This window comes from Xanthobacter sp. NM-59 (genome assembly GCF_021401125.1).
In the GTDB taxonomy this organism is placed as follows: domain Bacteria; phylum Pseudomonadota; class Alphaproteobacteria; order Rhizobiales; family Xanthobacteraceae; genus Xanthobacter.
The window spans coordinates 452,280-475,048 of record NZ_JACBFQ010000002.1; the positions used below are offsets into that span (position 1 = coordinate 452,280).

At 67.2% G+C, this 22,769-nt stretch carries 20 protein-coding genes; 4 read left to right on the forward strand and 16 right to left on the reverse strand.

The genetic code is table 11. From position 1 onward, the window contains the following. Positions 1-153 precede the first annotated feature (153 nt). Together argF and L0966_RS07390 are read right to left on the reverse strand one after the other, a co-directional pair. Positions 154-1,080 (reverse strand): ornithine carbamoyltransferase, encoded by a 927-nt coding sequence (gene argF / locus L0966_RS07385; protein WP_234051199.1) that lies wholly within the window; start codon positions 1,078-1,080, stop codon positions 154-156. Beyond that, positions 1,077-2,285: an aspartate aminotransferase family protein gene (locus tag L0966_RS07390; protein ID WP_234051200.1), complete on the reverse strand. Its 1,209-nt coding sequence runs from the start codon at positions 2,283-2,285 to the stop codon at positions 1,077-1,079. The genes argF and L0966_RS07390 overlap by 4 nt, the downstream gene beginning before the upstream one ends. 630 nt (positions 2,286-2,915) lie before the next feature. On the opposite strand from L0966_RS07390, the gene L0966_RS07395 reads away from it, so the two are divergent. After that, entirely contained in the window at positions 2,916-3,443 is a 528-nt protein-coding gene (locus tag L0966_RS07395; protein WP_234051201.1) for a GcrA family cell cycle regulator, read from the forward strand. A gap of 423 nt (positions 3,444-3,866) precedes the next feature. Here the strand turns inward: L0966_RS07395 and phoB are convergent, their stop codons facing one another. From phoB to L0966_RS07430, 7 genes are all read right to left on the reverse strand, one after another. After that, positions 3,867-4,568 (reverse strand): phosphate regulon transcriptional regulator PhoB, encoded by a 702-nt coding sequence (gene phoB, locus L0966_RS07400; protein WP_234051202.1) that lies wholly within the window; start codon positions 4,566-4,568, stop codon positions 3,867-3,869. 94 nt (positions 4,569-4,662) lie between these two features. Further along, a complete protein-coding gene (gene phoU / locus L0966_RS07405) occupies positions 4,663-5,385 on the reverse strand; it encodes a phosphate signaling complex protein PhoU (RefSeq protein ID WP_234051203.1) in 723 nt (240 codons plus the stop codon). Positions 5,386-5,404: 19 nt separating this feature from the next. After that, the gene (gene pstB, locus L0966_RS07410; protein WP_234051204.1) at positions 5,405-6,229 is read right to left on the reverse strand and encodes a phosphate ABC transporter ATP-binding protein PstB; all 825 of its coding nucleotides are present in this window, start codon (positions 6,227-6,229) and stop codon (positions 5,405-5,407) included. Positions 6,230-6,350: 121 nt separating this feature from the next. Further along, positions 6,351-7,184, reverse strand: a complete 834-nt coding sequence (gene pstA, locus L0966_RS07415; RefSeq protein WP_234051205.1) for a phosphate ABC transporter permease PstA — start codon at positions 7,182-7,184, stop codon at positions 6,351-6,353. A 17-nt stretch (positions 7,185-7,201) separates the two neighbouring features. Then, complete coding sequence (pstC, locus tag L0966_RS07420) at positions 7,202-8,167, reverse strand: phosphate ABC transporter permease subunit PstC (protein WP_234051206.1); 966 nt, start codon at positions 8,165-8,167, stop codon at positions 7,202-7,204. A 285-nt stretch (positions 8,168-8,452) separates the two neighbouring features. Then, on the reverse strand, positions 8,453-9,493 hold the full coding sequence (gene pstS / locus L0966_RS07425; protein ID WP_370640644.1) for a phosphate ABC transporter substrate-binding protein PstS: 1,041 nt from the start codon (positions 9,491-9,493) through the stop codon (positions 8,453-8,455). A 219-nt stretch (positions 9,494-9,712) separates the two neighbouring features. Then, positions 9,713-11,038 (reverse strand): ATP-binding protein, encoded by a 1,326-nt coding sequence (locus L0966_RS07430; protein ID WP_234051207.1) that lies wholly within the window; start codon positions 11,036-11,038, stop codon positions 9,713-9,715. A gap of 350 nt (positions 11,039-11,388) precedes the next feature. Here L0966_RS07430 and L0966_RS07435 point away from each other — a divergent pair, with 350 nt between their 5' ends. Then, positions 11,389-12,024 (forward strand): hypothetical protein, encoded by a 636-nt coding sequence (locus L0966_RS07435; RefSeq protein ID WP_234051208.1) that lies wholly within the window; start codon positions 11,389-11,391, stop codon positions 12,022-12,024. Positions 12,025-12,444: 420 nt separating this feature from the next. Here L0966_RS07435 and L0966_RS07440 read toward each other — a convergent pair whose 3' ends face one another. Both L0966_RS07440 and L0966_RS07445 read right to left on the reverse strand, forming a co-directional pair. After that, positions 12,445-13,530 (reverse strand): UPF0104 family protein, encoded by a 1,086-nt coding sequence (locus tag L0966_RS07440; protein WP_234051209.1) that lies wholly within the window; start codon positions 13,528-13,530, stop codon positions 12,445-12,447. Between the two features lie 199 nt (positions 13,531-13,729). Next, positions 13,730-15,616, reverse strand: a complete 1,887-nt coding sequence (locus L0966_RS07445; RefSeq protein ID WP_234051210.1) for a potassium transporter Kup — start codon at positions 15,614-15,616, stop codon at positions 13,730-13,732. Positions 15,617-15,891: 275 nt separating this feature from the next. Here L0966_RS07445 and trmD point away from each other — a divergent pair, with 275 nt between their 5' ends. Together trmD and rplS are read left to right on the forward strand one after the other, a co-directional pair. Continuing rightward, positions 15,892-16,614 (forward strand): tRNA (guanosine(37)-N1)-methyltransferase TrmD, encoded by a 723-nt coding sequence (gene trmD, locus L0966_RS07450; RefSeq protein ID WP_234051211.1) that lies wholly within the window; start codon positions 15,892-15,894, stop codon positions 16,612-16,614. A 123-nt stretch (positions 16,615-16,737) separates the two neighbouring features. After that, entirely contained in the window at positions 16,738-17,148 is a 411-nt protein-coding gene (gene rplS, locus L0966_RS07455) for a 50S ribosomal protein L19 (protein WP_234051212.1), read from the forward strand. A gap of 78 nt (positions 17,149-17,226) precedes the next feature. Here rplS and L0966_RS07460 read toward each other — a convergent pair whose 3' ends face one another. The 5 genes from L0966_RS07460 to L0966_RS07480 form a co-directional block, all read right to left on the reverse strand. After that, positions 17,227-18,120 carry a hypothetical protein gene (locus L0966_RS07460; protein ID WP_234051213.1) on the reverse strand — a complete coding sequence of 298 codons (894 nt, stop codon included), beginning with the start codon at positions 18,118-18,120 and terminating at the stop codon, positions 17,227-17,229. 403 nt (positions 18,121-18,523) lie between these two features. Then, positions 18,524-20,431 carry a hypothetical protein gene (locus L0966_RS07465; protein ID WP_234051214.1) on the reverse strand — a complete coding sequence of 636 codons (1,908 nt, stop codon included), beginning with the start codon at positions 20,429-20,431 and terminating at the stop codon, positions 18,524-18,526. A gap of 135 nt (positions 20,432-20,566) precedes the next feature. Next, positions 20,567-20,794, reverse strand: a complete 228-nt coding sequence (locus L0966_RS07470) for a zinc ribbon domain-containing protein (protein ID WP_234051215.1) — start codon at positions 20,792-20,794, stop codon at positions 20,567-20,569. A 126-nt stretch (positions 20,795-20,920) separates the two neighbouring features. After that, on the reverse strand, positions 20,921-21,373 hold the full coding sequence (locus L0966_RS07475) for a VOC family protein (RefSeq protein WP_234051216.1): 453 nt from the start codon (positions 21,371-21,373) through the stop codon (positions 20,921-20,923). A 7-nt stretch (positions 21,374-21,380) separates the two neighbouring features. After that, complete coding sequence (locus L0966_RS07480; protein ID WP_370640664.1) at positions 21,381-22,517, reverse strand: PA0069 family radical SAM protein; 1,137 nt, start codon at positions 22,515-22,517, stop codon at positions 21,381-21,383. Positions 22,518-22,769 lie beyond the last annotated feature (252 nt).

Below are 22,769 nucleotides of genomic sequence, written 5' to 3' on the forward strand. Positions count from 1 at the left end.
CGCGATACCGGGTCGCACGAAGGCTGCATCGACGCAAGGAGCCGGCAAGCCGGGTGACCCCGGCAAGCCTTGTTGAACACCGACGGCTCCGATACCGGCCGCGCGCACCCTATCACGGGCGCCCGACGGCCGGCCACCGGGCCGCCTAAGGCATCATCCGGCGGTGTGGAAGCACCAGGCCAGAATACCCTTCTGGGCGTGCAGGCGATTTTCCGCCTCGTCGAACACCACGGACTGCGGGCCGTCCATCACCTCGCTGGTCACCTCCTCCCCGCGATGAGCGGGCAGGCAGTGCATGAAGATGGCGTCCTTGTGGGCGCGGGCCATCAGCGAGCCATTGACCTGGTACGGCTTCAGCAGATTGTGGCGGCGCTCAGCCTCCTTATCGCCCATGGAAACCCAGGTGTCGGTGAGCACGCAATCCGCGCCCTCCACCGCCTCTTCCGGGTCACGCATGAAGGTGACCTTGGCCTTGGTGCGCTTCACGAAGTCCTTCAGCGCCTGGCGCGGGCCCAGCTCCTTCGGCGTCGCCACCTTCATGGTGAAGTCGAAGCGCTCGGCCGCGTGGACCCAGGACGCCAGCACGTTGTTGGCGTCACCGGTCCAGGCCACCTGGCTGCCCTGGATGGAGCCGCGATGCTCCTCGAAGGTCATCACGTCCGCCATCACCTGGCAGGGATGGGAAATGCGCGTGAGGCCATTGATGACCGGCACGGTGGCATAATCGGCCAGCTCCATGAGGTCATCATGATCCAGGATCCGGATCATGATGGCGTCCACGAAGCGGGAGAGCACACGCGCCGTGTCGGCGATGGTCTCGCCACGCCCGAGCTGCATCTCGTGGCCGGTGAGCATGATGGTCTCGCCGCCGAGCTGGCGCATGGCCAGGTCGAACGAGACGCGGGTGCGGGTGGAGGGCTTGTCGAACACCATGGCCAGCGACTTGCCGACGAGGGGACGATCTTCCGCCCCCGCCTTGCGCTTGGCCTTCAGGTCCTTGGACAATTCCAGCACCTTGCGCAGCTCGTCCGCCGGGATTTCCGACAAATCGAGGAAATGGCGCACACCGTTCTCCGTCATTCCGCTGCCCCCTTGGCCGGAGCGGGCGCGAGAGCCTGCTCCAGCCGCACACATGCGGCCTCGATCTTTTCCACTGCCAGGTCCGCCTCTTCCGCCGAAACGATGAGAGGCGGCAGGAGCCGCACCACATTGTCGGAGGCGCCGGGGGCCAGGAGTCCCTCTTCCCGCAGCGCCACCACCAGATCGCCGGCCGGCACCTGGGCCTTCACGCCCAGGAGCAGCCCCTTGCCACGCACTTCCGCGAGCACGCGCGGATGACGCGCCACCAACTGCCCCAGCTTCTCCTTGAGCCGGGCGGAGATGGTGTTCACATGGTCGAAGAACCCTTCGGCCAGAACAAGATCGAGCACCGCATTGCCCACCGCCATGGCGAGCGGGTTGCCGCCATAGGTGGACCCGTGGGTGCCGAGCGTCATGCCCTTGGCGGCCGCCTCGGTGGCCAGGCACGCACCCATGGGGAAACCGCCGCCGATGCCCTTCGCCACCGCCATGATGTCCGGCGTGATGCCTTCCCACTCATGGGCGAAGAGCTTGCCGGTGCGGCCCACGCCGCACTGCACCTCATCGAGGACCAGCAGCAGGCCCTTTTCATCGCACAAGGCGCGCAGGCCCTTCAGGAATCCCTCGGGCGGAACGCGCACGCCGCCCTCGCCCTGCACCGGTTCCAGCAGCACGGCACCGGTATAGGGGGTCACGGCCGCGCGCACGGCATCGAGGTCCCCGAACGGCACCTGATCGAAGCCCGGCAGAGCCGGCTCGAAACCTTCCAGATACTTGGCGTTGCCGCCCGCGGCGATGGTCGCCAGGGTGCGGCCATGGAACGCGCCCTGGAAGGTGATGATGCGGTTCTTCTCCGGATTGCCGTTCGCGAACTGGTATTTGCGCGCCATCTTAATGGCGCACTCCAGCGCTTCCGCACCCGAATTGGTGAAGAACATGGTGTCCGCGAAGGTCGCGGCGGAAAGGCGCGAAGCCAGCTTCTCGCCGCCGGGAATGCGGAACAGGTTCGAGGTGTGCCAGAGCTTCTTCGCCTGCCCGGCCAATGCCTCGACCAGATAGGGATGGGCGTGGCCCAGCACGTTCACCGCGATGCCGGCGGTAAAATCGAGAAAACGTCGCCCGTCCGTCGTGACGAGCCAGCAGCCCTCTCCCCGTTCGAAATCGAGGTCGATGCGCGCATAGGTCGGCAGAACGGCGGTGATCACGTGATCCTCCTGAGAACGAGCCTTGATCCGGCAACATTACCGGCCAAAGACGACGTCTCCGTTGCTGGTTGCGAGCCAAAATCCAACGCGAAAGCACTTTTCGCGCGGGAGATCAGCCGGTGAATGCTCCGGAAGATGGAGCGAACGCAGGCTTGAGCCGTGGAAGCGCCGCAATGACGGACCAGAAGAACCGCCATCGCCTTCGCGGCGCAGGCCCCGGACAAGCGAGAATTAAAAAGGGCCGCCCCAGCGGGGGAGCGGCCCGACACCCGTGAATACTAATGATCGCGCGCGCGAGGTCAACATTTCTCCACGCATCTTCCGCCGAGCAGGCGCTCACGGCGCGCAGCGGCGGGCGGACGCCAAGGAACTGGGGAAAACGGCGTCAGAACGTTAACCGACTCTGTCGCTCGCGCAGGGTATATTGTAGCGTGCTGACCGTCGCCTACGAGATCTCGTGCGACTGAGCTTCCTGGGACCCATAGGTTGTTAACCTTCTGCATGCGGAGCGCATGTGGGGCCGAGGAGGGAGTCCGAGTCGTCTCCGGCAGCATGGCGGTGCTGCCGCCACGGCGGAAATAGGGTGCCGCGTATCCGGCGCCGAGAAGATGCGGCAGATGGAGAAGAGCGATGAGCTGGAATGACGAGCGCGTCGAACTCTTGAAGAAGCTCTGGAGCGAAGGCCTCTCCGCGAGCCAGATTGCCAATGAGCTGGGTGACATCACGCGCAATGCCGTGATCGGCAAGGTGCATCGCCTCGGCCTGTCCGGCCGCGCCAAGACGGCGACGCCGGCGGTGCGCCCGCAGCGCCCGGCGGCGCGGCCCGAGGGCCAGCGCGAGCAGCCCCGGCCGCAGCGCCCGATCACCCAGGGCAACACAGCCCTTGCGGCAGATATCGACGACATGCCGGAGGAGGCACCCGCCCCCGCGCCGGCGCCTGAAACCAACAGCAACGTCGTGCCCATGGGCCAGCGCTGCACCATCATGAACCTGACCGAGAGCACCTGCCGCTGGCCGGTGGGAGAGCCGGGCACCGACAGCTTCTATTTCTGCGGCGCCAAGAGCAATCCGGGCATGCCCTATTGCACCCATCATGCCCGCATCGCCTACCAGCCGGTGCAGGATCGTCGGCGCGATCGCCGGCTTGCCTATCTGTGAGCGCCCCATACGGCGCCTGCCCTTCGGGCGGGCGCCGCTGGTTTCGGGATCTTGAAGGCTTGGCTGCATCCGGATTTCGCCGGGCCTAGATCCAGCAAAGCGCGGCGCCTGCCGAAGGGGCCGGCCACCAGCACCACTTTTGCGGCCACTGAAAAGCGCAGTGTTTGTTGCCGCATGAGGCGCCGGCATTCACATCAAAGCGCCCGCGCCGCCGGCAACATCTCCGGACTTTTGCGCATTTTGGTCTTTCGACGCGCCGGATACGGTCTCGCGGGCGGAATACACTCCCGAGCGTTTCTCGGACTTGCGACACAGCTCTAAATCAATGATTTAAAGCGCACCCTCGCGCGGCGCGCACGTTTCGTCGCGCGAAAACCCTCTGACGCCTTCCCCTGCCAAAGCAGGGAATACGTGTCGCAGCGCTCAGTGCGCGCGGGCAAACATCTCGTTGAACGAGTAGCCCGCCCCGCGCACGGTTCGGATGGGGTCGGATTGGCGCCCGCGATTGATCGCCTTGCGCAGCCGCCCCACATGCACATCGACGGTCCGCTCGTCGATATAGACATCCTGTCCCCACACGCCGTCCAGAAGCTGCTCACGCGAGAACACCCGGCCGGGGCTCTGCATGAGAAATTCCAGCAGCCGGAACTCGGTGGGCCCCAGATGCACTTCCCGCCCGGCGCGGTGGACACGGTGGGTTTCCCGATCGAGCTCGATGTCGCCGGCACGCAGCAGCGTCGCCACATGTTCCGGCTTCGCCCGCCGCAGCAGCGCGCGCACCCGGGCCAGCAGCTCCGGAACGGAGAAGGGCTTCACCACATAATCGTCCGCGCCGGTGGCGAGGCCACGCACGCGCTCGGTTTCCTCGCCACGGGCGGTGAGCATGATGACCGGCAGACGCTCCGTCTCCGGGCGGGTCCGCAGCCGGCGGCAGAGCTCGATGCCAGACAGGCCCGGCAGCATCCAATCCAGGATGACGAGATCGGGCACGCTTTCGCGCAGCCGCGTTTCGGCATCATCGCCGCGGCCGACATTTTCGACCGCATAGCCCTCCGACTCCAGATTGTACCGGAGCAGAAGGGTGAGCGGCTCCTCATCCTCGACGATCAGAATACGCGCCGGCACAGTCTCTCACCCATGTCGAACATTCGGTCGCCGGGCGCCATTCCCGCGACACCGGACCGACGGCGGAGCCAGGGCCCCGCCGCCGAGCTCAAACTCACGCCGTGCGGCCAGGAAAGGCCACGGTGGTGTCGCTGGAGGCGTCCGCCTTCGGGCGGCTCTCCGGCAACACCTGACCGGTCACCATGTAGTAGACGACCTCGGCGATATTGGTCGCATGGTCACCCATGCGCTCGATATTCTTCGCGCAGAACAGAAGATGCGTGCACACGGAAATGTTGCGCGGATCTTCCATCATGTACGTCAGAAGCTCGCGGAACAGCGAGGTGTACATGGTGTCGATGGCGTCGTCGCGGCCCCACACGTCGAGCGCCTTGCTCTCGTTGCGGCCCGCATAGGCGTCCAGCACCTCCTTGAGCTGCTCCAGCACCAGGTCAGACATGTGCTCCACGCCACGCACCAGCTTCTGGGGGTGATATTCCCCCTCGATGGCGATGACGCGCTTGCCCACGTTCTTGGCCAGGTCGCCGATGCGCTCCAGGTCGTTGGCGATGCGGATTGCGGCGACGATCTCGCGCAGGTCGCTGGCCACCGGCTGGCGCTTGGCGATAACGAGCACCGCCTTGTCCTCGATGTCGCGCTGCACCTGATCGATGCCGGCGTCGAGGGAGACCACCTTCTGGGCGACGCTGATGTCGCGCTTGATGAGGGCAGTGACGGCGTCGGCGACCAGGCGCTCCGCCTGGCCTCCCATCTCCACGACCTTACGGCCGATGTCCTTGAGTTCGACGTCGAACGAGGTGACGGTATGATCGGGCATCTGTACCATTCCCCTGGCCTCAGCCGAAGCGGCCGGTGATGTAGTCACGCGTCTTGATTTCCTTCGGGTTCGTGAAGATCACGTCCGAAGGCGCCACCTCGATCAGCTCGCCCAGATAGAAGAAGGCGGTGATGTCGGCGCAGCGCGCGGCCTGCTGCATGTTGTGGGTCACGATGACGATGGTGAAGTCGCGCTTCAGCTCGTCGATGAGGTCCTCGATCTTCGAGGTGGAAATGGGGTCCAGCGCCGAGGTGGGCTCGTCCAGCAGGATCACCTCGGGCCGCACCGCGATGGTGCGGGCGATGCACAGGCGCTGCTGCTGGCCGCCGGACATGCCGAGCGCGGAGGTGTTGAGGCGATCCTTCGTCTCGTCCCAGATGGCCGCCTTACGCAGGCACCATTCCACACGCTCGTCCATCTGCGACTTGTTCAGCCTCTCATGCAGGCGCACGCCGAAGGCGATGTTGTCATAGATGGACATAGGGAAGGGCGTGGGCTTCTGGAACACCATGCCGATGCGGCTGCGCACCACCGTGGAATCCAGCTCCTTGCCGACGATGTTAACGCCGTCGAACAGCACCTGTCCTTCCGCGCGCTGGCCCGGATAAAGGTCATACATCCGGTTGAACACGCGCAGCAGCGTGGACTTGCCGCAACCGGAAGGCCCGATCATGGCGGTGACGCGCTTTTCGGGAATTTCGAAGTTGATGTTCTTCAGCGCATGGCTCTGGCCATAGTAGAACTGAAGACCTTCCACCTTCAATTTCACCGGCGCGGGCGGCGCATCGGGCCGGGCCGCGACCGAGGTGGCGATGCTGATGGACGGATCGACCGCAGACGTCATCTGAGCCTCACTAGATTTGGGTCGCCCGGGGGCAGCCGGGCTTGGGTCCTGTGCGGCCCGGCACAAAGGGCGCCGGGCGGAAGAGCGGGGCGCATCGCGCAGGTGACGCGCCCATGTTCGTTCAATGGCCGCGCGACAGCACGAGGCGCGAGACGACGTTCAGCACCAGCACGCCCACGGTGATGATGAGCGCACCCGCCCAGGCGAGAGCCACCCAATCGTCGAAGGGGCTGCCAGCATATTGATAGATCGCGACCGGCAGGCTCGCCATGGGGCTGTTGAGGTCCAGCGACCAGGCATTGTTGCCGAGCGAGGTGAACAGCAGCGGCGCCGTCTCGCCGGCCGCGCGGGCGATGGCGAGCAGCAGGCCGGTGACGATGCCGGCGCGCGCCGCGCGCCAGGTGATGAACATCACCACCTTCCACTGCGGGGCACCGAGGGCGAATGCCGCCTCGCGCAGGCCAACGGGGACCAGGTTCAGCATGTCCTCGGTCGTGCGCACCACCACCGGGATCACCAGGATGGCGAGAGCAAGCGAGCCGGCCCAGCCGGAGAAGCCGCCCAACGGCACCACCAGCAGGGTGTAGATGAACAGGCCGACCAGGATGGACGGCGCCGACAGCAGGATGTCGTTCACGAACCGGGCGGCCGCGGCGATCTTCGTGCCCTTGCCGTTCTCGGCGAGGAAGGTACCGGCAAAGATGCCGATGGGCGCGCCGATCAGCATGGCGATGCCCACCTGGATCAGCGACCCGACGATGGCATTGGCGAGGCCGCCATTCTGCCCGGGCGGGGCGGTGACATTGGTGAACACCGAGAAGCTGAGCGCCGGCAGACCGCGGGCGAGCAGCGTCCAGAGAATCCAGCCGAGCAGGAACAGCGCGAGAAACGCGAAGCCGGTCGAGAGCGCCTTCACGACGGCGTCCTTGGAGCGGCGAGCGGCGAGCGATGCCATGGGTGACGACTCCCGGATCAATCCATCCGGGAGCGCACGAGCGCCCGGGACAGTGCCAGCACGATGAAGGAGATGACGAACAGGATGAAGCCGAGCTGCAGCAGCGAGGTCAGCTTCAGCGAGCCGAGCTGGGCTTCCGGAAACTCGTTGGCGATGGCGGACGCGATGGTCGCGCCCGGCGCAAACAGGGAGGCCGACAGTCGCGTGGCATTGCCGATGACGAAGGTCACCGCCATGGTCTCACCCAAGGCGCGGCCGAGGCCGAGCATGATCGCGCCCACCATGGCCGTGCGGCCGTAGGGCACCGACACGTTCTTGTAGACCTCATAGGTCGTCGCGCCGACGCCGTAGGCGGATTCCTTCAGCATGGGCGGAACCGATTCCAGCGTCTCGACGAACATGGCCGTGATGAAGGGCAGGATCATCACCGCCAGGATCAGCCCAGCCGTGAGCATGCCCGAGCCGAGGGGCGGACCCTGGAACAGCAGGCCGAGGAGCGGCAGCTGGCCGAGCGTGTCGATGAGCGGCGGCTGCACATAGGCGGCCATGAGCGGGACGATGACGAAGAAGCCCCACATGCCGTAGATGATCGAGGGCACCGCGGCGAGCAGCTGCACAGCCACGCCGATGGGCTGCTTGAGCCTCTGGGGCGCGATCTCGGTGAGGAAGAAGGCAATGCCGAACGACAGCGGCAGCGCGACCACCACGGCGATGACGGCGCTGAACAGCGTGCCATAGATCATCACCAGGGCGCCGTAATTCTCGGTCACCGGATTCCAGCTGGCGGTCCAGATGAATTCGAGGCCGAAGTGCTGCAGCGCGGGAAGGCCACCCTGAAACAGCTCGGCAATGATGAGGCCGAGCAGGATCAGGACGAAAATGCCGCTGCCCCAGAGCAGGGCCACGAAGATGGGATCGGCGATCCTGCCGGTTCCCTTGGCCTTGCTGATGGGTTCGACCGGAGCCGACCCCAAACCGTCCATCGTCGCTTCCATCTGATGCCCATCCCTGCGCCGCCTTGGGCGACCTTGAGTTGCGACCTCGCACGCGCCCGATCGAACCGGGCCGCGGACCTTGCGTGGGGACATGACTGGCACCGGGCACCCCGACGGACAGCCGCCGCGCACCTCGGACTCAACCAACGGACGAGCGCCCATTACCTGGCAGCGTCCGTCACCTGGCGAAGGGCAGCTCCCGCACGGTCCGCCCGCTCACCCGAAACCTTGCCCGCGCCGAAGCGCGAGCAAGGCGTTTTGCTCAAAGCCGGATCAGAGGACCGGCTTGCCTTCGGGGGTGAGGATTTCCTTCTTGAAGGCTTCCTCGACCCGCTTCACCACCGCTTCCGGCAGCGGGATATAGTGGAGCTTCTCCGCCATCTCGCGGCCTTCCTTGCCGTAGGCCCAGGAGAAGAACTGCATGGTCACGCGAGAGGTCTCGACGTTCTTGGGGTCCTTCGGCAGCAGCACATAGGTGGGGCTGACGATGGGCCAGGCGGTCTCGGCCGGAGCGTCGATCATGGACGCGGCGAAGTCCTTGGCATTGTCCCAGTCGGCGGCGGCAGCGGCGGCCTCGAAAGCCTTGGTCTCGGGCACGACGAACTTGCCGGCCCTGTTCTGCAGCTGGGTCACCACCAGGTTGTTGGCGGCGGCGTAGATGAACTCCACGTAGCCGACGCCACCCTTGGTGTTCTTCACGTTGCCGGTCACGCCCTCATTGCCCTTGGCGCCCGCGCCAGCCGGCCACTGCACGGAGGTGGCGGAACCAACCTTGGACTTCCACTCCGGGCTCACGGCCGAGAGGTAGGACGTGAAGATGGCGGTGGTGCCGGAGGCATCCGAACGGTACACGGGCACGATGGCCTGCGAGGGCAGCTTCACGCCGGGGTTGAGGTCGGCGATCGCCTTGTCATCCCACTTGGTGATCTTGCCGAGATAGATGTCGGCGAGCACCGGTCCGGTCAGCTTGAGCTGGTTGGTGGCGATGCCCTCGACGTTCACGGTGGCGACCACGGAGCCGATCACGGTCGGGAACTGCAGCAGCTTGTTGGCGGCGAGCTTCTCGGCCGGAACGGTGGCGTCGGAGGCGCCGAAGTCCACGGTGCGGTTGATGATCTGGTTCTGACCGCCGCCGGAGCCGATGGACTGATAGTTCAGGGCGTTGCCGGTCTTCTCCTTATACTTCATGCCCCAGGCCTGGTAGACGGGGGCCGGGAAGGAGGCGCCGGCGCCGGTGAAATCAGCGGCCTGAGCGCTGCCAGCGAACAGCATGCCGGTCACGGCGAATGCGCCGAGAGCAGTGGTGAGCTTCACGATTTCTCTCCTTGCCAATGTCGTTGCTGCCCGACGACCCCGAGACCCCCAAAACCGCACCGAATACCGCGCATCAACGATGCGCTGGAATGGCACGCTTTGGCCCCGGCCGTGACGCAACACTGGGCTACGAACTTCTAGTCCGTGCGAGGCAAGGTTCTATGACCCCGCCATGACACAGGGATGACATATCAAATTATTGCGATCCCTGCGTTATTTCTATTTCCCCGGCGAAAGGTCGAGCCGCACCGCGAAATTCGCCCCCGCGCCGAGGGTGCTGTCGATGTTCAAACGGCCCCGGTGGCGGGCGACAATGTGCTTCACGATGGCCAGTCCGAGGCCGGTTCCACCCTGGTCGCGGCTGGCCGCCACGTCCACCCTGTAAAATCGTTCGGTCAGCCGCGGAAGGTGCTCCGGCGCGATGCCGGGACCGAAGTCCCGCACCGAAATCACGGCCACCGGCCCGCGCGGACCGGGCTCCCGGCTGAGCGTGACGTTCACCTGCTTGCCGCTGGCGCCGTATTTGAGCGCGTTTTCCACCAGGTTTTCAAACAGGCGGATGAGCTCGTCGCGATCGCCGCGCACCGGCAGGGGCGCCGCATCGTCCTTCAGCTCCAGCTCTATGCCGCGGTCGGCGGCGAGGGGGGTCAGCGTATCGCACACATGAGCCAGGATGCCGGCAAGCTCCACCTCGGTTTCCGGCTGCACATGGGCATTGAGTTCGATGCGCGAGAGAGAGAGCAGGTCGTCGATCAGCCGCGACATGCGCCGCGCCTGGGCCGCCATGATGGTGAGGAAGCGCTCCCGCGCCGCCGCATCGTTGCGCGCCGGGCCCTGGAGGGTCTCGATGAAGCCAGACAGCGAGGCCAGGGGCGTGCGCAGCTCGTGGCTCGCATTGGCCACGAAGTCGGCGCGCATCTGCTCCACCCGGCGCTGCTGGGTCAGATCGCGGAAAGTCAGCAACACCGCGTCGGGCGAGGCGCCCGGCCGGTTCCAGCTCTCGGCGTCCAGGTGCAGCGGCACCACATGGGCCTCGAGCCAACGGTCGAGCGGCACACGCTCGGCAAATTCCACGCGGCGCGGCAGGCCGTCGGTCGCCGCCGCGCGCACCGCATCCAGCACCTCCGGCACCCGCACCAGGAATGACAGCGGATCGCCCACCCGCGCCGGGCCGATGGCCAGGGCCACCCGCGCATTGGCGGTCATGATCTCGCCTTCCGGCGTCAGCAGCAGGGCCGGCTCCGGCAGCGCGCTCACCACCGCCTCGACCTTCGCATCGTCACGCCTGCTGGCGGACGGCACGGCGGCCGCCACAGGCGCCTCGCGCGCCGGCGCCGGCCAGAAGGCCGCCACCGCCACCAGGCCCCCGAGCGCTAGGCCCAGCAATGGATGGAGCAGTCCGAACACGACCCCCAGCGCGCCCACCACCAGAGCCGCGGCCAGCAGCGCGAGGCGGGGTGCGGCCACCCGGCCCCAGCCCAAGCGGGGACGCGTGCCGACGGGGGCTGCCTGTTCCTCCACCGCGCTCCTGTCCGGCATGCTCATCGGCCCTTTCTCCCAGCCCGTTCTTGCTCTTGCCCACGTGGTCTTGCCCACGTGGTCTTGCCCATCCGGCCACGGGCGCGGCCGCTCTCCTGCCGGGACAAGGGGCAGAGCCCGCAGCCTGTGGCGCGGGCTCGAAGATCGGCGAATCACGCCCGCGAACGTGCGAGCGGCCAGGATCATCGCGCTGCACGAAGGCATTACGACAATTTTCGCTGCTCGGCGAATGCCCTGCGGAACTTCTCCGGGTGCCCTGTGTCAAATGGTGACGTAATGTGAACGCGACATGTCCCGAAGAGACCGGAGGGTGCGGGCATGTCTGCTATGACGTCCCTTCGAAAAGGGAGAGATTGATGCTGGCGAAGCGAATCTTTCGGGCTTGCGGCGGTACCGCGCTGGCCGGACTGGGATTGGCCGTGGGCCTCGGCGCGGCCGGCGCAGAGCCCCTGCCCTTCCCCTCCGCCGACTTCAGCCTGAAAGCCAATCTGCCCCGCGGTACGATCATGGACATGGCCTACAGCCAGGGCAAGATGCGGATCGCGGTGAACAACCCGGACACGCCCGGCAGCATGGTGGGCATCATCGACCTCACCGCTCACCGCATGATCATGCAGAGCCCGCAAATGCCGAAGGTGGCGGTGGAAATCGCCCTGCCGCCGGAATATGTGGTGGGCGCGCTGGCCGGCACCGGCACCAAGGGCGAGCGCTCCGAGGTGGCCGGGGAGCCATGCAATCTCTGGCAGGTGGACCCGCCCGCCGACCGCAAGGTGGGCCCCACCCAGGCGTGCATCACCGACGATGGCATCGCGCTACGGACCGAGGCCGAGATCAAGGGCACCAACCGCGTGCTCTACGAAGTCACGAGCCTCACGCGCGGCCCGCAGGATCCCAAGCTGTTCCAGGTGCCGCCGGGCGTGAAGGTGATGAAGATGCCCCAGGGCAAATTCGGCTCCATCCTCGGCAAGGTCGCCCCGGCGCAGTCGCAATAGCCGCGCCATGGCGCCTCATCGCGCCAGCCGGGAGCCTTGTGGCCTGAAAGCGCCTTCGGGCAGCTCGACAGGCCGGAAAGAGGCGGGCGGCAGGTTGCGCCGGTGCATTTGGAAGACAGGCTTTGACGGCGCGTTGGCTCTTTGACGCAGCGGGGTCAGCGCGTCCGAAAGCCGCGCTCAGCGCCTGCGGCTTCGCCAATGCGCGCAACGCAAGCGGGGGCAGACCAGCCCCGAGGGCAACAGCCTCATATGTCCGACGAACGCCCGCGCCCGTTGGAAGGTCAATTCGCCATTTCTGCGCACGCCCGTGGCACAAACCGGCAGCCGCTTTTCGGGAACACGTCGAGAGTGCTTTCCGCTCGTCCAACCTCGCGGAAAGCACTCTAACATGTTGCTTTATATGGAGTTCCTAGACCCCCGCTAGCGCGCGGCGCGGCGGGGGAGGTCAGCGGGGGTGTCTGAGACGGGCGGGGCCACCTCATCGGCGCGCTCCGCCGCCTCGGCCGCAGCCACGCAATCCTTGCGGCGACCAAAGCTGAAGGTACCCAGGCGGATTTCGCGCGCGCCCAGCAGGGTCAGCGCGAAGGCGAAGGGCACGATGTAATAGAACAGGCGGAAGATGAGCAGGGCGCCCACCATCTCCCCCATCTCGAACTGCGGCAGCGCCACCAGCAGCGCCGCGTCAAACACCCCCAGGCCACCCGGCGCATGGCTCGCGAAGCCCAGAAGCGTGGCGGTCACGAAGATCACCGCGAGCGAGATCGGGTCGATATAAGGATGCGCCGGCATCAGCATGTACATGGCCGCCGCGCACAGGCTGAGATCCAGAATGCCGATGCCCATTTGCAGCAGCGTGGAGCGGCCCGCCGGCAGCGTCACGAACCAGGAGGACCGGCCGATGGTACGCGGGGCGGCCGACACCCAGGCCACATAGCCCGCCAGCAGCAGCAGCGCGGCAATGCCGATGATGCGGTTCACATGGGGAGGCAGGTGGTCCACCGCCGTGGCGGCGTCGGGATGAATGGTGATGCCGAGGCCGAGCACCGAGAGGTTGCCCAGCCAGAAGGTCAGGCCCGCCACGAAGCAGATCTTGGCCACGTCGATGGCGCCAAGGCCCCAGGCCGAATAGATGCGATAGCGCACCGAGCCGCCGGTGAAGACGGTGAAGCCCACATTGTGGCCGACGGAATAAGAGCAGAAGCCTGCCAGCGCCGCCACCCGGTAGGGCACCTCGGTCTTGCCGATGGTTCGCAGGGCGAACCAGTCATAGAAGGTCAGCGTCAGATAGGCGCAGGCCACCAGCACGAATGCCGCCGCCACATGCAGCGGGTCCTTCGCGGACAGAGCCTTCGTGACGTCCGCGAACTTGAGATCGTGCAGCATCCGGTACAGCACCACCGCCGCAAAGGCGATGACGATGAGGCTGGCCACCAGGCCCAGACCGTGCAGACCCACTTTGTCGCGCAGAAAGGCCCAAACCTTGGAGAGACCCGATCTCACACCCATACCGACACCATCCCCCCGCCCCTGGACGACACGAAGCGCGCTCCAGGCCCGCTTCCTCCGCAACATGAACGTTTCCTGCCCCAGGCCGCGACGGCTTTTCGCCGAAGGCACGGCCTTGTGACCGCCTGTCCCGGCCGGACACGATGCGCACAAAGCACCCAAAAGCGTCAGCTTGCGGGCAGGTTCCTCGATGCGCTCATCACATCTTCACGGGGTAGCCGATCTCCACCGTGCGCGCCCGCGGCAAGCCGAAGCGGTCCACCGAGCGTTCCGCGTTGCGGGCAAGGAAGGCGAAGACATGGGCCACGATGTCGCGGACCCGCAGCACCTCGTCCGGCGGGATGATGCGTTCGTGGCCGATCACGTAGACGGCGGCGTCCGGGTCGATCCCCCGAGCGCTCAAGGCGGGGCCGAGCACAGAGGGGACATCGATCTGCTGCATGTAGCCGAAGCGCAGATCCACCCGCACGAAATTCTCATTGAGCGTGGTGACCCGCACGCGGTCTTCCACCGAGACCCGCGGACGGGCAGCGATCCACACCGAAACGATGATGGCCTTCTCGAACCGCACCTTCAGTAGCTCCGCCATGCGCGAGAGCGCAACGGGCGTCATCGCGCCGGCACGGGACAGGAAGATGGCCGTGCGCGGACTGTCCACGTCGCTGGAGCGGTCCTTTCGGCCCATGAAGGCGTCGAGCGGCTCGGTGAAGCGCACCTGCTGCGCCACCACAGCCTCGAGGCCCCGCCGCCAGCTCACCATCACCAGGATGATGATGCCGGCAATGGTCAGCGGCAGCCAGCCGCCTTCCTCGAGCTTGGTGAGATTGGCCGAGGCGAAGGAGAAATCCACCGTCAGCATCAGCACCGCCATCAGCCACACGGCCGGCGCGGGCCAGCCCCAGGAGCGGCGCACCTGGGCGATGAACAGCACCGAGGTGGTCACCATGGCGAACGCCACCGCGATACCGTAGGCCGAGGCCAGCTTCTCGGAGGCGCCGAACCCGATCACCACCGCGATGCAGGCGATCATGAGCAGCCAGTTGAGACGCCCCACATAAATGTGCTGCTCATTGTGCTCCGAGGTGTAGCGGATGCGCATGGGCGGCAGGTAGCCGAGCTCGATCGCCTGCTTCGCCAGCGAGAACACGCCGGTGATGATGGACTGCGAGGCGATCACCGTCGCCGCCGTGGCGAGGAACAGCAACGGCACGTCGAACAGATCGGGCGAGAGATCGTAGAAGGGGTTGCGGACCGCGTTGGGGTCCACCAGCAGGATCGCGCCCTGGCCGTAATAATTGAGCAGCAGCGCCGGCATGGCCACGAACAGCCAGGCCCGGGCGATGACCTTGCGGCCGAAATGGCCGAGGTCGGCATACAGCGCCTCACCACCGGTCACGGCCAGAAAGCAGGCGCCGAGGATGACGCCCGCAAGCCCCGGATGGTTCAGCATCAGCATCACGCCATGGCGCGGGTCGAGCCCCGCCAGCACCTGCGGCGCCTGCACGATGCCATAGATGCCCATGGCCGCGAGCGCGGTGAACCACAGCAGCATGATGGGCCCGAAGAAGGAGGCGATGCGCTCCGTCCCCAGCCTTTGCGAGAGGAAGATGGCAAGCAGCACCAGCACGGTGAGTATCACCACCCAGTGCTCAAGCTCCGGCGAGATCACCTGCAGCCCCTCGATGGCGGAGAGCACCGAGATGGCCGGCGTCAGCACGCCGTCGCCGATGAGCATGGCCGAGCCGATGAGGCCCGCAGCCAGGAGATACCACCGGATTCCCAGCGCACTGCGGTGCAGGTCCAGCAGGGTGACCAGAGCGAGGATGCCGCCTTCGCCGTCATTGTCGGCCCGCAGCACCAGCATCACGTATTTCACCGTGACGGAAAGGATGATGCTCCAGGTGATGAGGGAGAGGAGGCCGAGCACGTCCTCCCCCATGAAATTTGTGCCGCCCACCGCGAGCACGCCCTGCTTGAGGGTGTAGAGGGGGCTGGTGCCGATATCGCCGAAGACGACGCCCAGGGCGCCAACTTCCGCTGCGAAAGGCATGACGCGCGTGCGGTCACGGGTGAGGCTGGTGGCCATGGGGCAGCGTCCGGCCTTCAGTGAGCACGCGCGTGGGAAAATGGAGCGATGCGGATCAAGATGTCGCCATCACTTTCGCACCAGGTCGCACCCTGTGACCCGAACGGAGCTTCGATCAAGGGAGGCCCCCGCAGCACTTGATCCCGCATCATAGCGGTCCTCTCACACCTATCCCTGTTCGCGCAGGAAGACAATGCGTGGCCGCACGGCACCCCACACGGGATTTGACCCGCGCCCGCAGATCGCCCAAACCCGGGCCGAAAGACGAAGCCGACATGACCTTCCGCGCCAGCATCCTGACCCTTTATCCCGAGATGTTTCCCGGGCCCCTGGGCCACGCCCTCGCGGGCAAGGCCCTCGCCCGCGAGCTGTGGACCCTCGAGGCGCTGCAGATCCGGGACTTCGCCCTCGACCGACACCGGTCCGTGGACGACACGCCCGCCGGCGGCGGTCCCGGCATGGTGATGCGGGCCGACGTGCTCGCCCGCGCCATCGACGCCGCCGCCCCGCCGGGCGATCCCCGCCCCCGCCTGCTGATGACCCCCCGCGGCCGTCCGCTCACCCAGGCCCGGGTGCGGGAGCTGGCCGCCGGCCCCGGCGCAGTGATTCTGTGCGGCCGCTTCGAGGGCGTGGATGAGCGCATCGTGGCGGCGCGGAACCTGGAGGAAATCTGCGTCGGCGACGTGGTGCTCTCGGGCGGCGAGGCCGCCGCTTTGCTGCTGCTCGACGCCTGCGTACGCCTCATTCCCGGCGTCATGGGCAAGCTGGCGAGCGGGGAGGAGGAGAGCTTTTCCAAAAATCTCTTGGAATATCCGCAATATACGCGCCCCCAGGAGTTCGAGGGGCGCCCCATCCCCGAGGTTCTGGTCAGCGGCGACCATGCCCGCATCGCCCGCTGGCGGCGGGCGGAGGCCGAGGCCATCACCCGGGCCCGGCGCCCCGACCTGCTGGGCAATTGGCCACGCGCCTGTGACGCGCCCATGAAGGAAAGGGAATGACACCACCCTCATTCTCATGTATGGAGCCGCGTCCCCTGAACTGACAACGACACGATGCGGCGCCGGGGCGGGCGTGGACCAGATCCGCGTTTCCAAATAAAGACGCCGCTAGAGGTTGGTGACATGAACATTATCGAGACGCTCGAAGCCGAGCAGGCGGCGAAACTCGCCGAAAAGCGTGCCATTCCGGCCTTCCAGCCGGGTGACACGGTCATCGTGAACGTGAAGGTCGTGGAAGGCGAGCGCACCCGCGTGCAGGCCTATGAGGGCGTGGTGATCGCGCGCTCGGGCGGCGGCCTCAACGAGAGCTTCACGGTCCGCAAGATCTCCTATGGCGAAGGCGTGGAGCGCGTGTTCCCGGTCTATTCGCCGCTCATCGATTCCATCAAGGTGGTCCGCCGGGGCAAGGTGCGTCGCGCCAAGCTCTATTATCTGCGCGACCGTCGCGGCAAGTCCGCCCGTATCGCCGAGCGCCAGGAGCGCACGGCCGACGGCAAGATCAAGAAGAACAACGCGGCTCCCGCCGCCGAGTGATCGCCGGGCGCACCTGCGCCGCAAGCGACCCGCGTTTCACGCCGCCGGCCTCGCCGGCGGCGTTTTTGTTTGCCCTCCTCACGCCCCCGGCGGCTCCACATCCTTGAGGCGCGAGAGCAGCCCGTCCGGGTCCGCGTCGAACATCCGGCGCGCGGCGTCCAAGCCGCTCAGGCCGCCCACGTGCAGCCAGCCATCCACCAGCAGCTTGGGCGCACTCCAGCCGCCGTCCGCCTCCGGCATGGATACCGTGCGCAGGTGCGGCCAGACCAAGGCCTCCGCATCGAGATCACGATAGAGCGCATACCAGTTGCGGCCGCCGGCATCGGTGTCCAGCAGCCGATCGGGGCCGAAATCCAGCGCCATGTCCGCGAGGCCGCCGTCGAACACGCAGAAGCCCGGCCACAGATACCAGGCCTTTGCCCGCCGGCTCCAGCGCCGCACCCCATAGACCGGCTGGCGGGCCACGCAGGCCGCGAGGTCCATGGGCTTCAGCGCCACAAAACCCTGGTCGAGCAGCGCGAAAGCCCCTGGCCCGACAGGGCGGATGATGTTCTGCAGCACCCAATTGGCGGCGACCGATGAGATGCGCGCCGACAAACCATGGGTGAAGGGCACCGGCGGCAGGGCCAGATAAGGCAGGCGCCGCTCCCCCGCCAGCACAGCGTGGCGGGTGCGGGCCTCCGCATCGCAGGAGGTGTCGCACACCAGCAGCGGCGTGTGGGGAAGAAACCGCGCCATGGAGTCCGCCAGCAGCGCCACCGCTTCGGGCGCGTTATAGGCGATGGTCAGGGCCAGCGTTCGCGCGCCCCGCTCTCGCAGCGCGCGCACCACCGCGTCCTGTCCCGCCGCCACGCGGCTGCCATAGGCGTGATCGAGGGACGCGTGGCGCACATGGTTGAGCCATTGCAGGCCCGGCACCTGGGTCAGCCGGCCCGAAACCGCCAGCGGCTCGCCGCCCTTGGCGCGGGCCATGCGAGACGCCCGCAGGCGCGGCCCCTTCACGCGCACACACCGGTGCGTCGCGCGGCGATTAGGCCGGACCGGAGGGGCAGGCAACGACCGCGCGCCCTGCCGAGCGACTTCCTGCAATCCATCCCACCGCCCTCACTCCCCATGCCACTCCCTCCTCCTGCCGGTCCGGCGAGGTTTCACCGCCTGCGGCCGCAAGAGGCGATCGCCGCCGGCGCCTGGCGCATCCGCCCGCCCCGAGAATGCGGACGTGCCGCGGATCTTTGGCATGGGGGTCGCTTCTCACACGCGGCGGCCCCGCTGCCGGAAAGCCAGCCGGTCCGGGTTCAGTTTTTCATGGAGGGGCAGAAACAGTCCATCCTTTCGGCCTCGTGCCCTGCTTCATCCCAACTCGGCGGGCAGCGCGCTACGGCTTGGATGCGGCTGGCCCGGTCGGAACGGGCGTCGTCCGGTTCAGGGCATAAAGATACGCCTGGCCGCTGCCATCCGGGCGCGGGAAGCGGCCGAGCAGCTTGAAGCGCTCCGGGTGAGCCGAGATCGCGTCCTGCATCTGCTCTTCCAGCGCAGCCTCCGACCCCGCGCTTCCCTCGACGAGAGCGATATAGCCAACGCCGAGCCCGTCCAGCCCAACAAGGAGATCTTCGGGAGTGGCAAAAAGCGGTGTTCCCGTCGCCGGGCCGGGGCCACGGACGGCAAGCACCATGCGGCCCGGCATCACGAAGCTGCGGCGGGCCTGATCTCGCTGCGCGACGGCAGCCACCAGCGCGCCTTCCGAAGACCGATCAGCCAGCACCAGCAAGCTCGGCGGGCGGCCGGTTTCGGAGAGAAAGGTCTGCGCGACGGGGTCAAGGCCAAGGCTCGGCTTGCTCACACTCGCCATGACCGCGGGAAGCGCCGCGAACAGCATGACCAGCGCCACCATCAGGCCCGCGAGCGTCCTCCACCCGCTCGTCACCAGCGCCATCAGGCGCAATCCGCCCGCCGCGGCCAGAATGACGAGCGGGGCATAAAGCGGCAAGCCGGTGTCCGGCCCCGGCAAAGGCCACGCCCGCTCGGCCAGGACGAAAGCCAGCGAAAGCACCACCAGGACCGGGAGCAGCGCCGGCCCATCCTTCCGTCGCGTGTCCGCCAGCACGAACAGCACGCCCGCCACCGCCATCGCCGCGAGAACGACGCCGAGCTGCCCCAGGACGGCGAGGCCTTCATGCGGCGCCATGTGGCCGGACAGGGCCGCCGCCGTGCGCACCATGGGAAATGTGCCGATGGTCCACGGCCCAGCGACCACCAGGGCCAGCCCGAACGGCAGCCAGAACACCCCGCGTCGCAGCAGGCCGAAGCGCCGGGTCAACAGAACAGACATGGGGAGCAGCAGCAAGGCGAGGCCCGTGGCCTTGGTCAGGATCGCCGCCGAGGCCAACAGGCCGAACACCATTGCGCCACGCAGGCACGGCCGCTCAAGAAAATCGGCATAGACCACGGCCGCCCAGAGCATCAGCACAGCGAGAGGCAGGTCGAGCCCCACCACCACGGTTGCCTCCCTCAAACTAGGCAGGACCATCAGCACCGCGCCGACGGCCACGCCCGGCAACGGCCCGAAGCATTGCGCGCTCAGCCAGCCCGCGCTCGCCACCAGGAGCGCGGCGAGGAAGGCCGGCAGCAGGAGGATTGCCGGCGTCGAGGGCTGCAGCAAGCTGAACCACAGGCCTTCCACCAGGTAGTAAAGCGGCGGCCACAGCCCGAGCACGACACGGGGAAAGTGCAGCCCATATTCCGCGATGAAAACCAGCGGGTTCTGGAGCCCCGACGACAAATAGTTCAACACCATGAGGCCGGTGACCACATGGCCCGACTCGTCGGGACCCGTGGCTGAGAACTCCGCCATGTAGGCGCCCGCCGTGCGCTGCTGCACCACGATCAGCACGGTAAGGAGGGCCGTCAGGATGAGGAAGCCGAGGCCCTGCAGCGCGGCGGTGCCAAGGCTTCGCGGGGTGCGCTCCCGAACAATGTCGTTCGCCAACTCGACTACTCCGCCAACACAATGCGGCCTCCGGCGCGCACGCGGCGAGACACCGCGCACCGCGAACCGGCTCAGGGCCGCCTTGTAAAAGCACAGGGGTCCGGCGTCTATGCCGGGGACGCGGCACAGGACGCACGACGGGCGGAGGTTGCTGAATGCTGCGGCGGGCGCCGCCGAGCGACTTGGGAAACGGCCCTCCTGAAAAAATGCCCATGACGGCAGGCGAGAAGATTGTCTCGGTATTTCTCTATGACCCGGAAACAGGCGCGTTGCGGATGCCTGCCACTGCCGGAGCATGCCAGCCGCCCCGGGGCAGGACGTCTCACCGGCGCCGACAGCGTCGCTCGTGCCGGTCGAATGGCCGTCCGGGCACGGGGAGCCGAAGGCTGCCGTGCAAAAAGGCCCCGGGCATACGCCCCCGGTGGCGGGGGTTCAGGTGCCGCGCTCGGCCTTGCTGAAATTGCTGAGGTCGCCCTGCCGCTCCGCCTGCTTGCGCCAAACCTTGGCGGCTGCCTTCAGCTTGGCTTCCGGAGCGATGCGCGACATCAGGCGATCAAGCTTGAGGCTTCCGCATTTCGGGCACACGGGCGTGTCGGATATGCCGACGAGCAGCTCGCTATCCGTGTTGCAATCCTGACAATGAAAGCCATAGAGCGGCATCACGCGGCCTCTGTTCCAGCGCCCGGCGGCGCCTTGAAAGAATTGGCGTCGCGCCCCGATCCGGTTCAGCCGGCGCGCGGCTCGACGCACGCAGTCCACGCAAGTTTCGTGCCGCCCTTCCCTCCATCAGGCGTCGCCGCTGGGCAAGACCAACCGGCCTTCGCCATCGAACGGAAAGAACGGATTGTGCGCGACCTCCCAGAGGTGCCCATCCGGATCCGCGAAGTAGCCGCTGGTGCCGCCCCAGAACACTGCCTGGGCCGGCTTCACGCAGCGCCCGCCGGCCCCGACCGCCCGCGCGATCACTTCCGCCACCGCGCCGCTGTCCGCCACATTGCAGGCGAGCGTGAGCCCACGGAACGCCGGCAGGTCGCCCCCCGGCGGCAAAGTCGCATCCTCGGCCAGATGGTCGCTCGGATAGAGGCTGAGCACCACGTTGCCCGCCACGAAGAATGCCACCCCGGTGTCCGCCGCCGCGCGCCGCTCAAGCCCCATGGCCGTATAGAAAGCGCAGGCCCGCGGCAGGTCGGATACCCCGAGCGTGACCAGGTGCAGGCGGAAGGGAGCGTCGGGCGCCATGGCGGCCTCAATCGAACAGCGAGAGCTGCTCGCCCATGGGCTTGGGGTGCCGGAAATGGGCCGTGGAAAGCTTCGCACCGCGCCCATCCAGCCCCAGCCGGCGAGCCGCGATCTCAAACCTGCGCCCCAGGGTCCAGGCATAGGGCCCTTCCCCCCGCATGCGGCTGCCGAAGGCCGAGTCGTAATCCTTGCCCCCGCGCATTTGCTGCATCAGCGCCAGCACATGGCGCGCTTTGTCCGGGAAATGGGTGACCAGCCATTCGCGAAACAGATCCGCCACCTCCAGCGGCAGGCGCAGCAGCACATAGCCGGCCTCGCGCGCACCGGCCGCCTTGGCCGAATCCAGGATGCGCTCAAGCTCCATATCGTTGAGGGCGGGGATCAGCGGCGCCGTCATCACCGCCGTGGGAATGCCCGCCTCGCTCAGCCGCTGGATGGTCCCGAGCCTCCGCTGCGGGCTCGCGGCGCGCGGCTCCATGATGCGCGACAGATGAGGGTCGAGAGTGGTGATGGAGACCGCCACCTTCACCAGCCCCTTCTCGGCCATGGGCGCGAGGATATCGAGATCACGCGCGACCAGCCCTGATTTGGTGACGATGGCCACCGGATGGCCGAAGTCACGCAACACCTCCAGGATGCGGCGCGTGACCTGGTACTGCCGCTCGATGGGCTGGTAGGGGTCGGTATTGGTGCCCATGGCGATCACGCGTGGCTGATAGCCGGGATGGGACAGCTCCCGCGCCAGCAGCTCCGGCGCGTCCGGCTTCACGAACAGCTTGGTTTCGAAATCGAGCCCCGCCGACAGCCCGTGATAGGCATGGGTGGGGCGCGCGAAGCAATACACGCAGCCGTGCTCGCAACCGCGATAGGGGTTGATGGAACGGTCGAAGCCGATATCCGGCGACTGGTTACGGGTGATGACCGTGCGCGCGCGCTCCTCCGTCACCTCGGTCTTAAACGGCGGCAGGTCTTCGAGGGCCTCCCAGCCATCGTCGAACCGCACCCGAGCCACCGGCTCGAACCGCCCCGCCGCATTGGAAACGGCCCCGCGCCCGCGCCGCCGCTGGGCTTCCACGACCAGTCCCGCGGCCTCGGCGGCGGAAGGGGCGACAGCCGGCACATCCGCTGCCGCTTCAACACCCACCGACTGCTGCGGGCTTTCAGCGGCTGCGCGGCGCGTTGCTGCGCGGTCCTCCTCCAGCCGGCCGAGGACCGCCCGCGCGCGCTTGGGCCCCGCGCTCGCCGCCGGCTGCGGAGCCGCTCCGGCGGCCGCCTTGCGGCCGGCGCCACCCGCCACCTTGGGACCGGCGGACGACCGCCGGCCCGCCTTTGGCGGCGCAAGGGAATCGGAAGGCCGCTGAGCCACCTCCAGATCGAGAGGCGCCAGCAGCGAAGG

Bases quoted from the DNA above. Each gene is read 5' to 3' on its own strand.
- L0966_RS07430 (WP_234051207.1), bottom strand. From the start codon at position 11,038: ATGAGCATGCCGGACAGGAGCGCGGTGGAGGAACAGGCAGCCCCCGTC.
- L0966_RS07395 (WP_234051201.1), top strand. From the start codon at position 2,916: ATGAGCTGGAATGACGAGCGCGTCGAACTCTTGAAGAAGCTCTGGAGC.
- pstC (WP_234051206.1), bottom strand. From the start codon at position 8,167: ATGGACGGTTTGGGGTCGGCTCCGGTCGAACCCATCAGCAAGGCCAAG.
- L0966_RS07440 (WP_234051209.1), bottom strand. From the start codon at position 13,530: ATGGGTGTGAGATCGGGTCTCTCCAAGGTTTGGGCCTTTCTGCGCGAC.
- L0966_RS07445 (WP_234051210.1), bottom strand. From the start codon at position 15,616: ATGGCCACCAGCCTCACCCGTGACCGCACGCGCGTCATGCCTTTCGCA.
- L0966_RS07460 (WP_234051213.1), bottom strand. From the start codon at position 18,120: ATGGCCCGCGCCAAGGGCGGCGAGCCGCTGGCGGTTTCGGGCCGGCTG.
- L0966_RS07470 (WP_234051215.1), bottom strand. From the start codon at position 20,794: ATGCCGCTCTATGGCTTTCATTGTCAGGATTGCAACACGGATAGCGAG.
- rplS (WP_234051212.1), top strand. From the start codon at position 16,738: ATGAACATTATCGAGACGCTCGAAGCCGAGCAGGCGGCGAAACTCGCC.
- phoU (WP_234051203.1), bottom strand. From the start codon at position 5,385: ATGCCCGATCATACCGTCACCTCGTTCGACGTCGAACTCAAGGACATC.
- trmD (WP_234051211.1), top strand. From the start codon at position 15,892: ATGACCTTCCGCGCCAGCATCCTGACCCTTTATCCCGAGATGTTTCCC.
- pstA (WP_234051205.1), bottom strand. From the start codon at position 7,184: ATGGCATCGCTCGCCGCTCGCCGCTCCAAGGACGCCGTCGTGAAGGCG.
- argF (WP_234051199.1), bottom strand. From the start codon at position 1,080: ATGACGGAGAACGGTGTGCGCCATTTCCTCGATTTGTCGGAAATCCCG.
- L0966_RS07465 (WP_234051214.1), bottom strand. From the start codon at position 20,431: ATGCTCCGGCAGTGGCAGGCATCCGCAACGCGCCTGTTTCCGGGTCAT.
- L0966_RS07435 (WP_234051208.1), top strand. From the start codon at position 11,389: ATGCTGGCGAAGCGAATCTTTCGGGCTTGCGGCGGTACCGCGCTGGCC.
- pstB (WP_234051204.1), bottom strand. From the start codon at position 6,229: ATGACGTCTGCGGTCGATCCGTCCATCAGCATCGCCACCTCGGTCGCG.
- L0966_RS07475 (WP_234051216.1), bottom strand. From the start codon at position 21,373: ATGGCGCCCGACGCTCCCTTCCGCCTGCACCTGGTCACGCTCGGGGTA.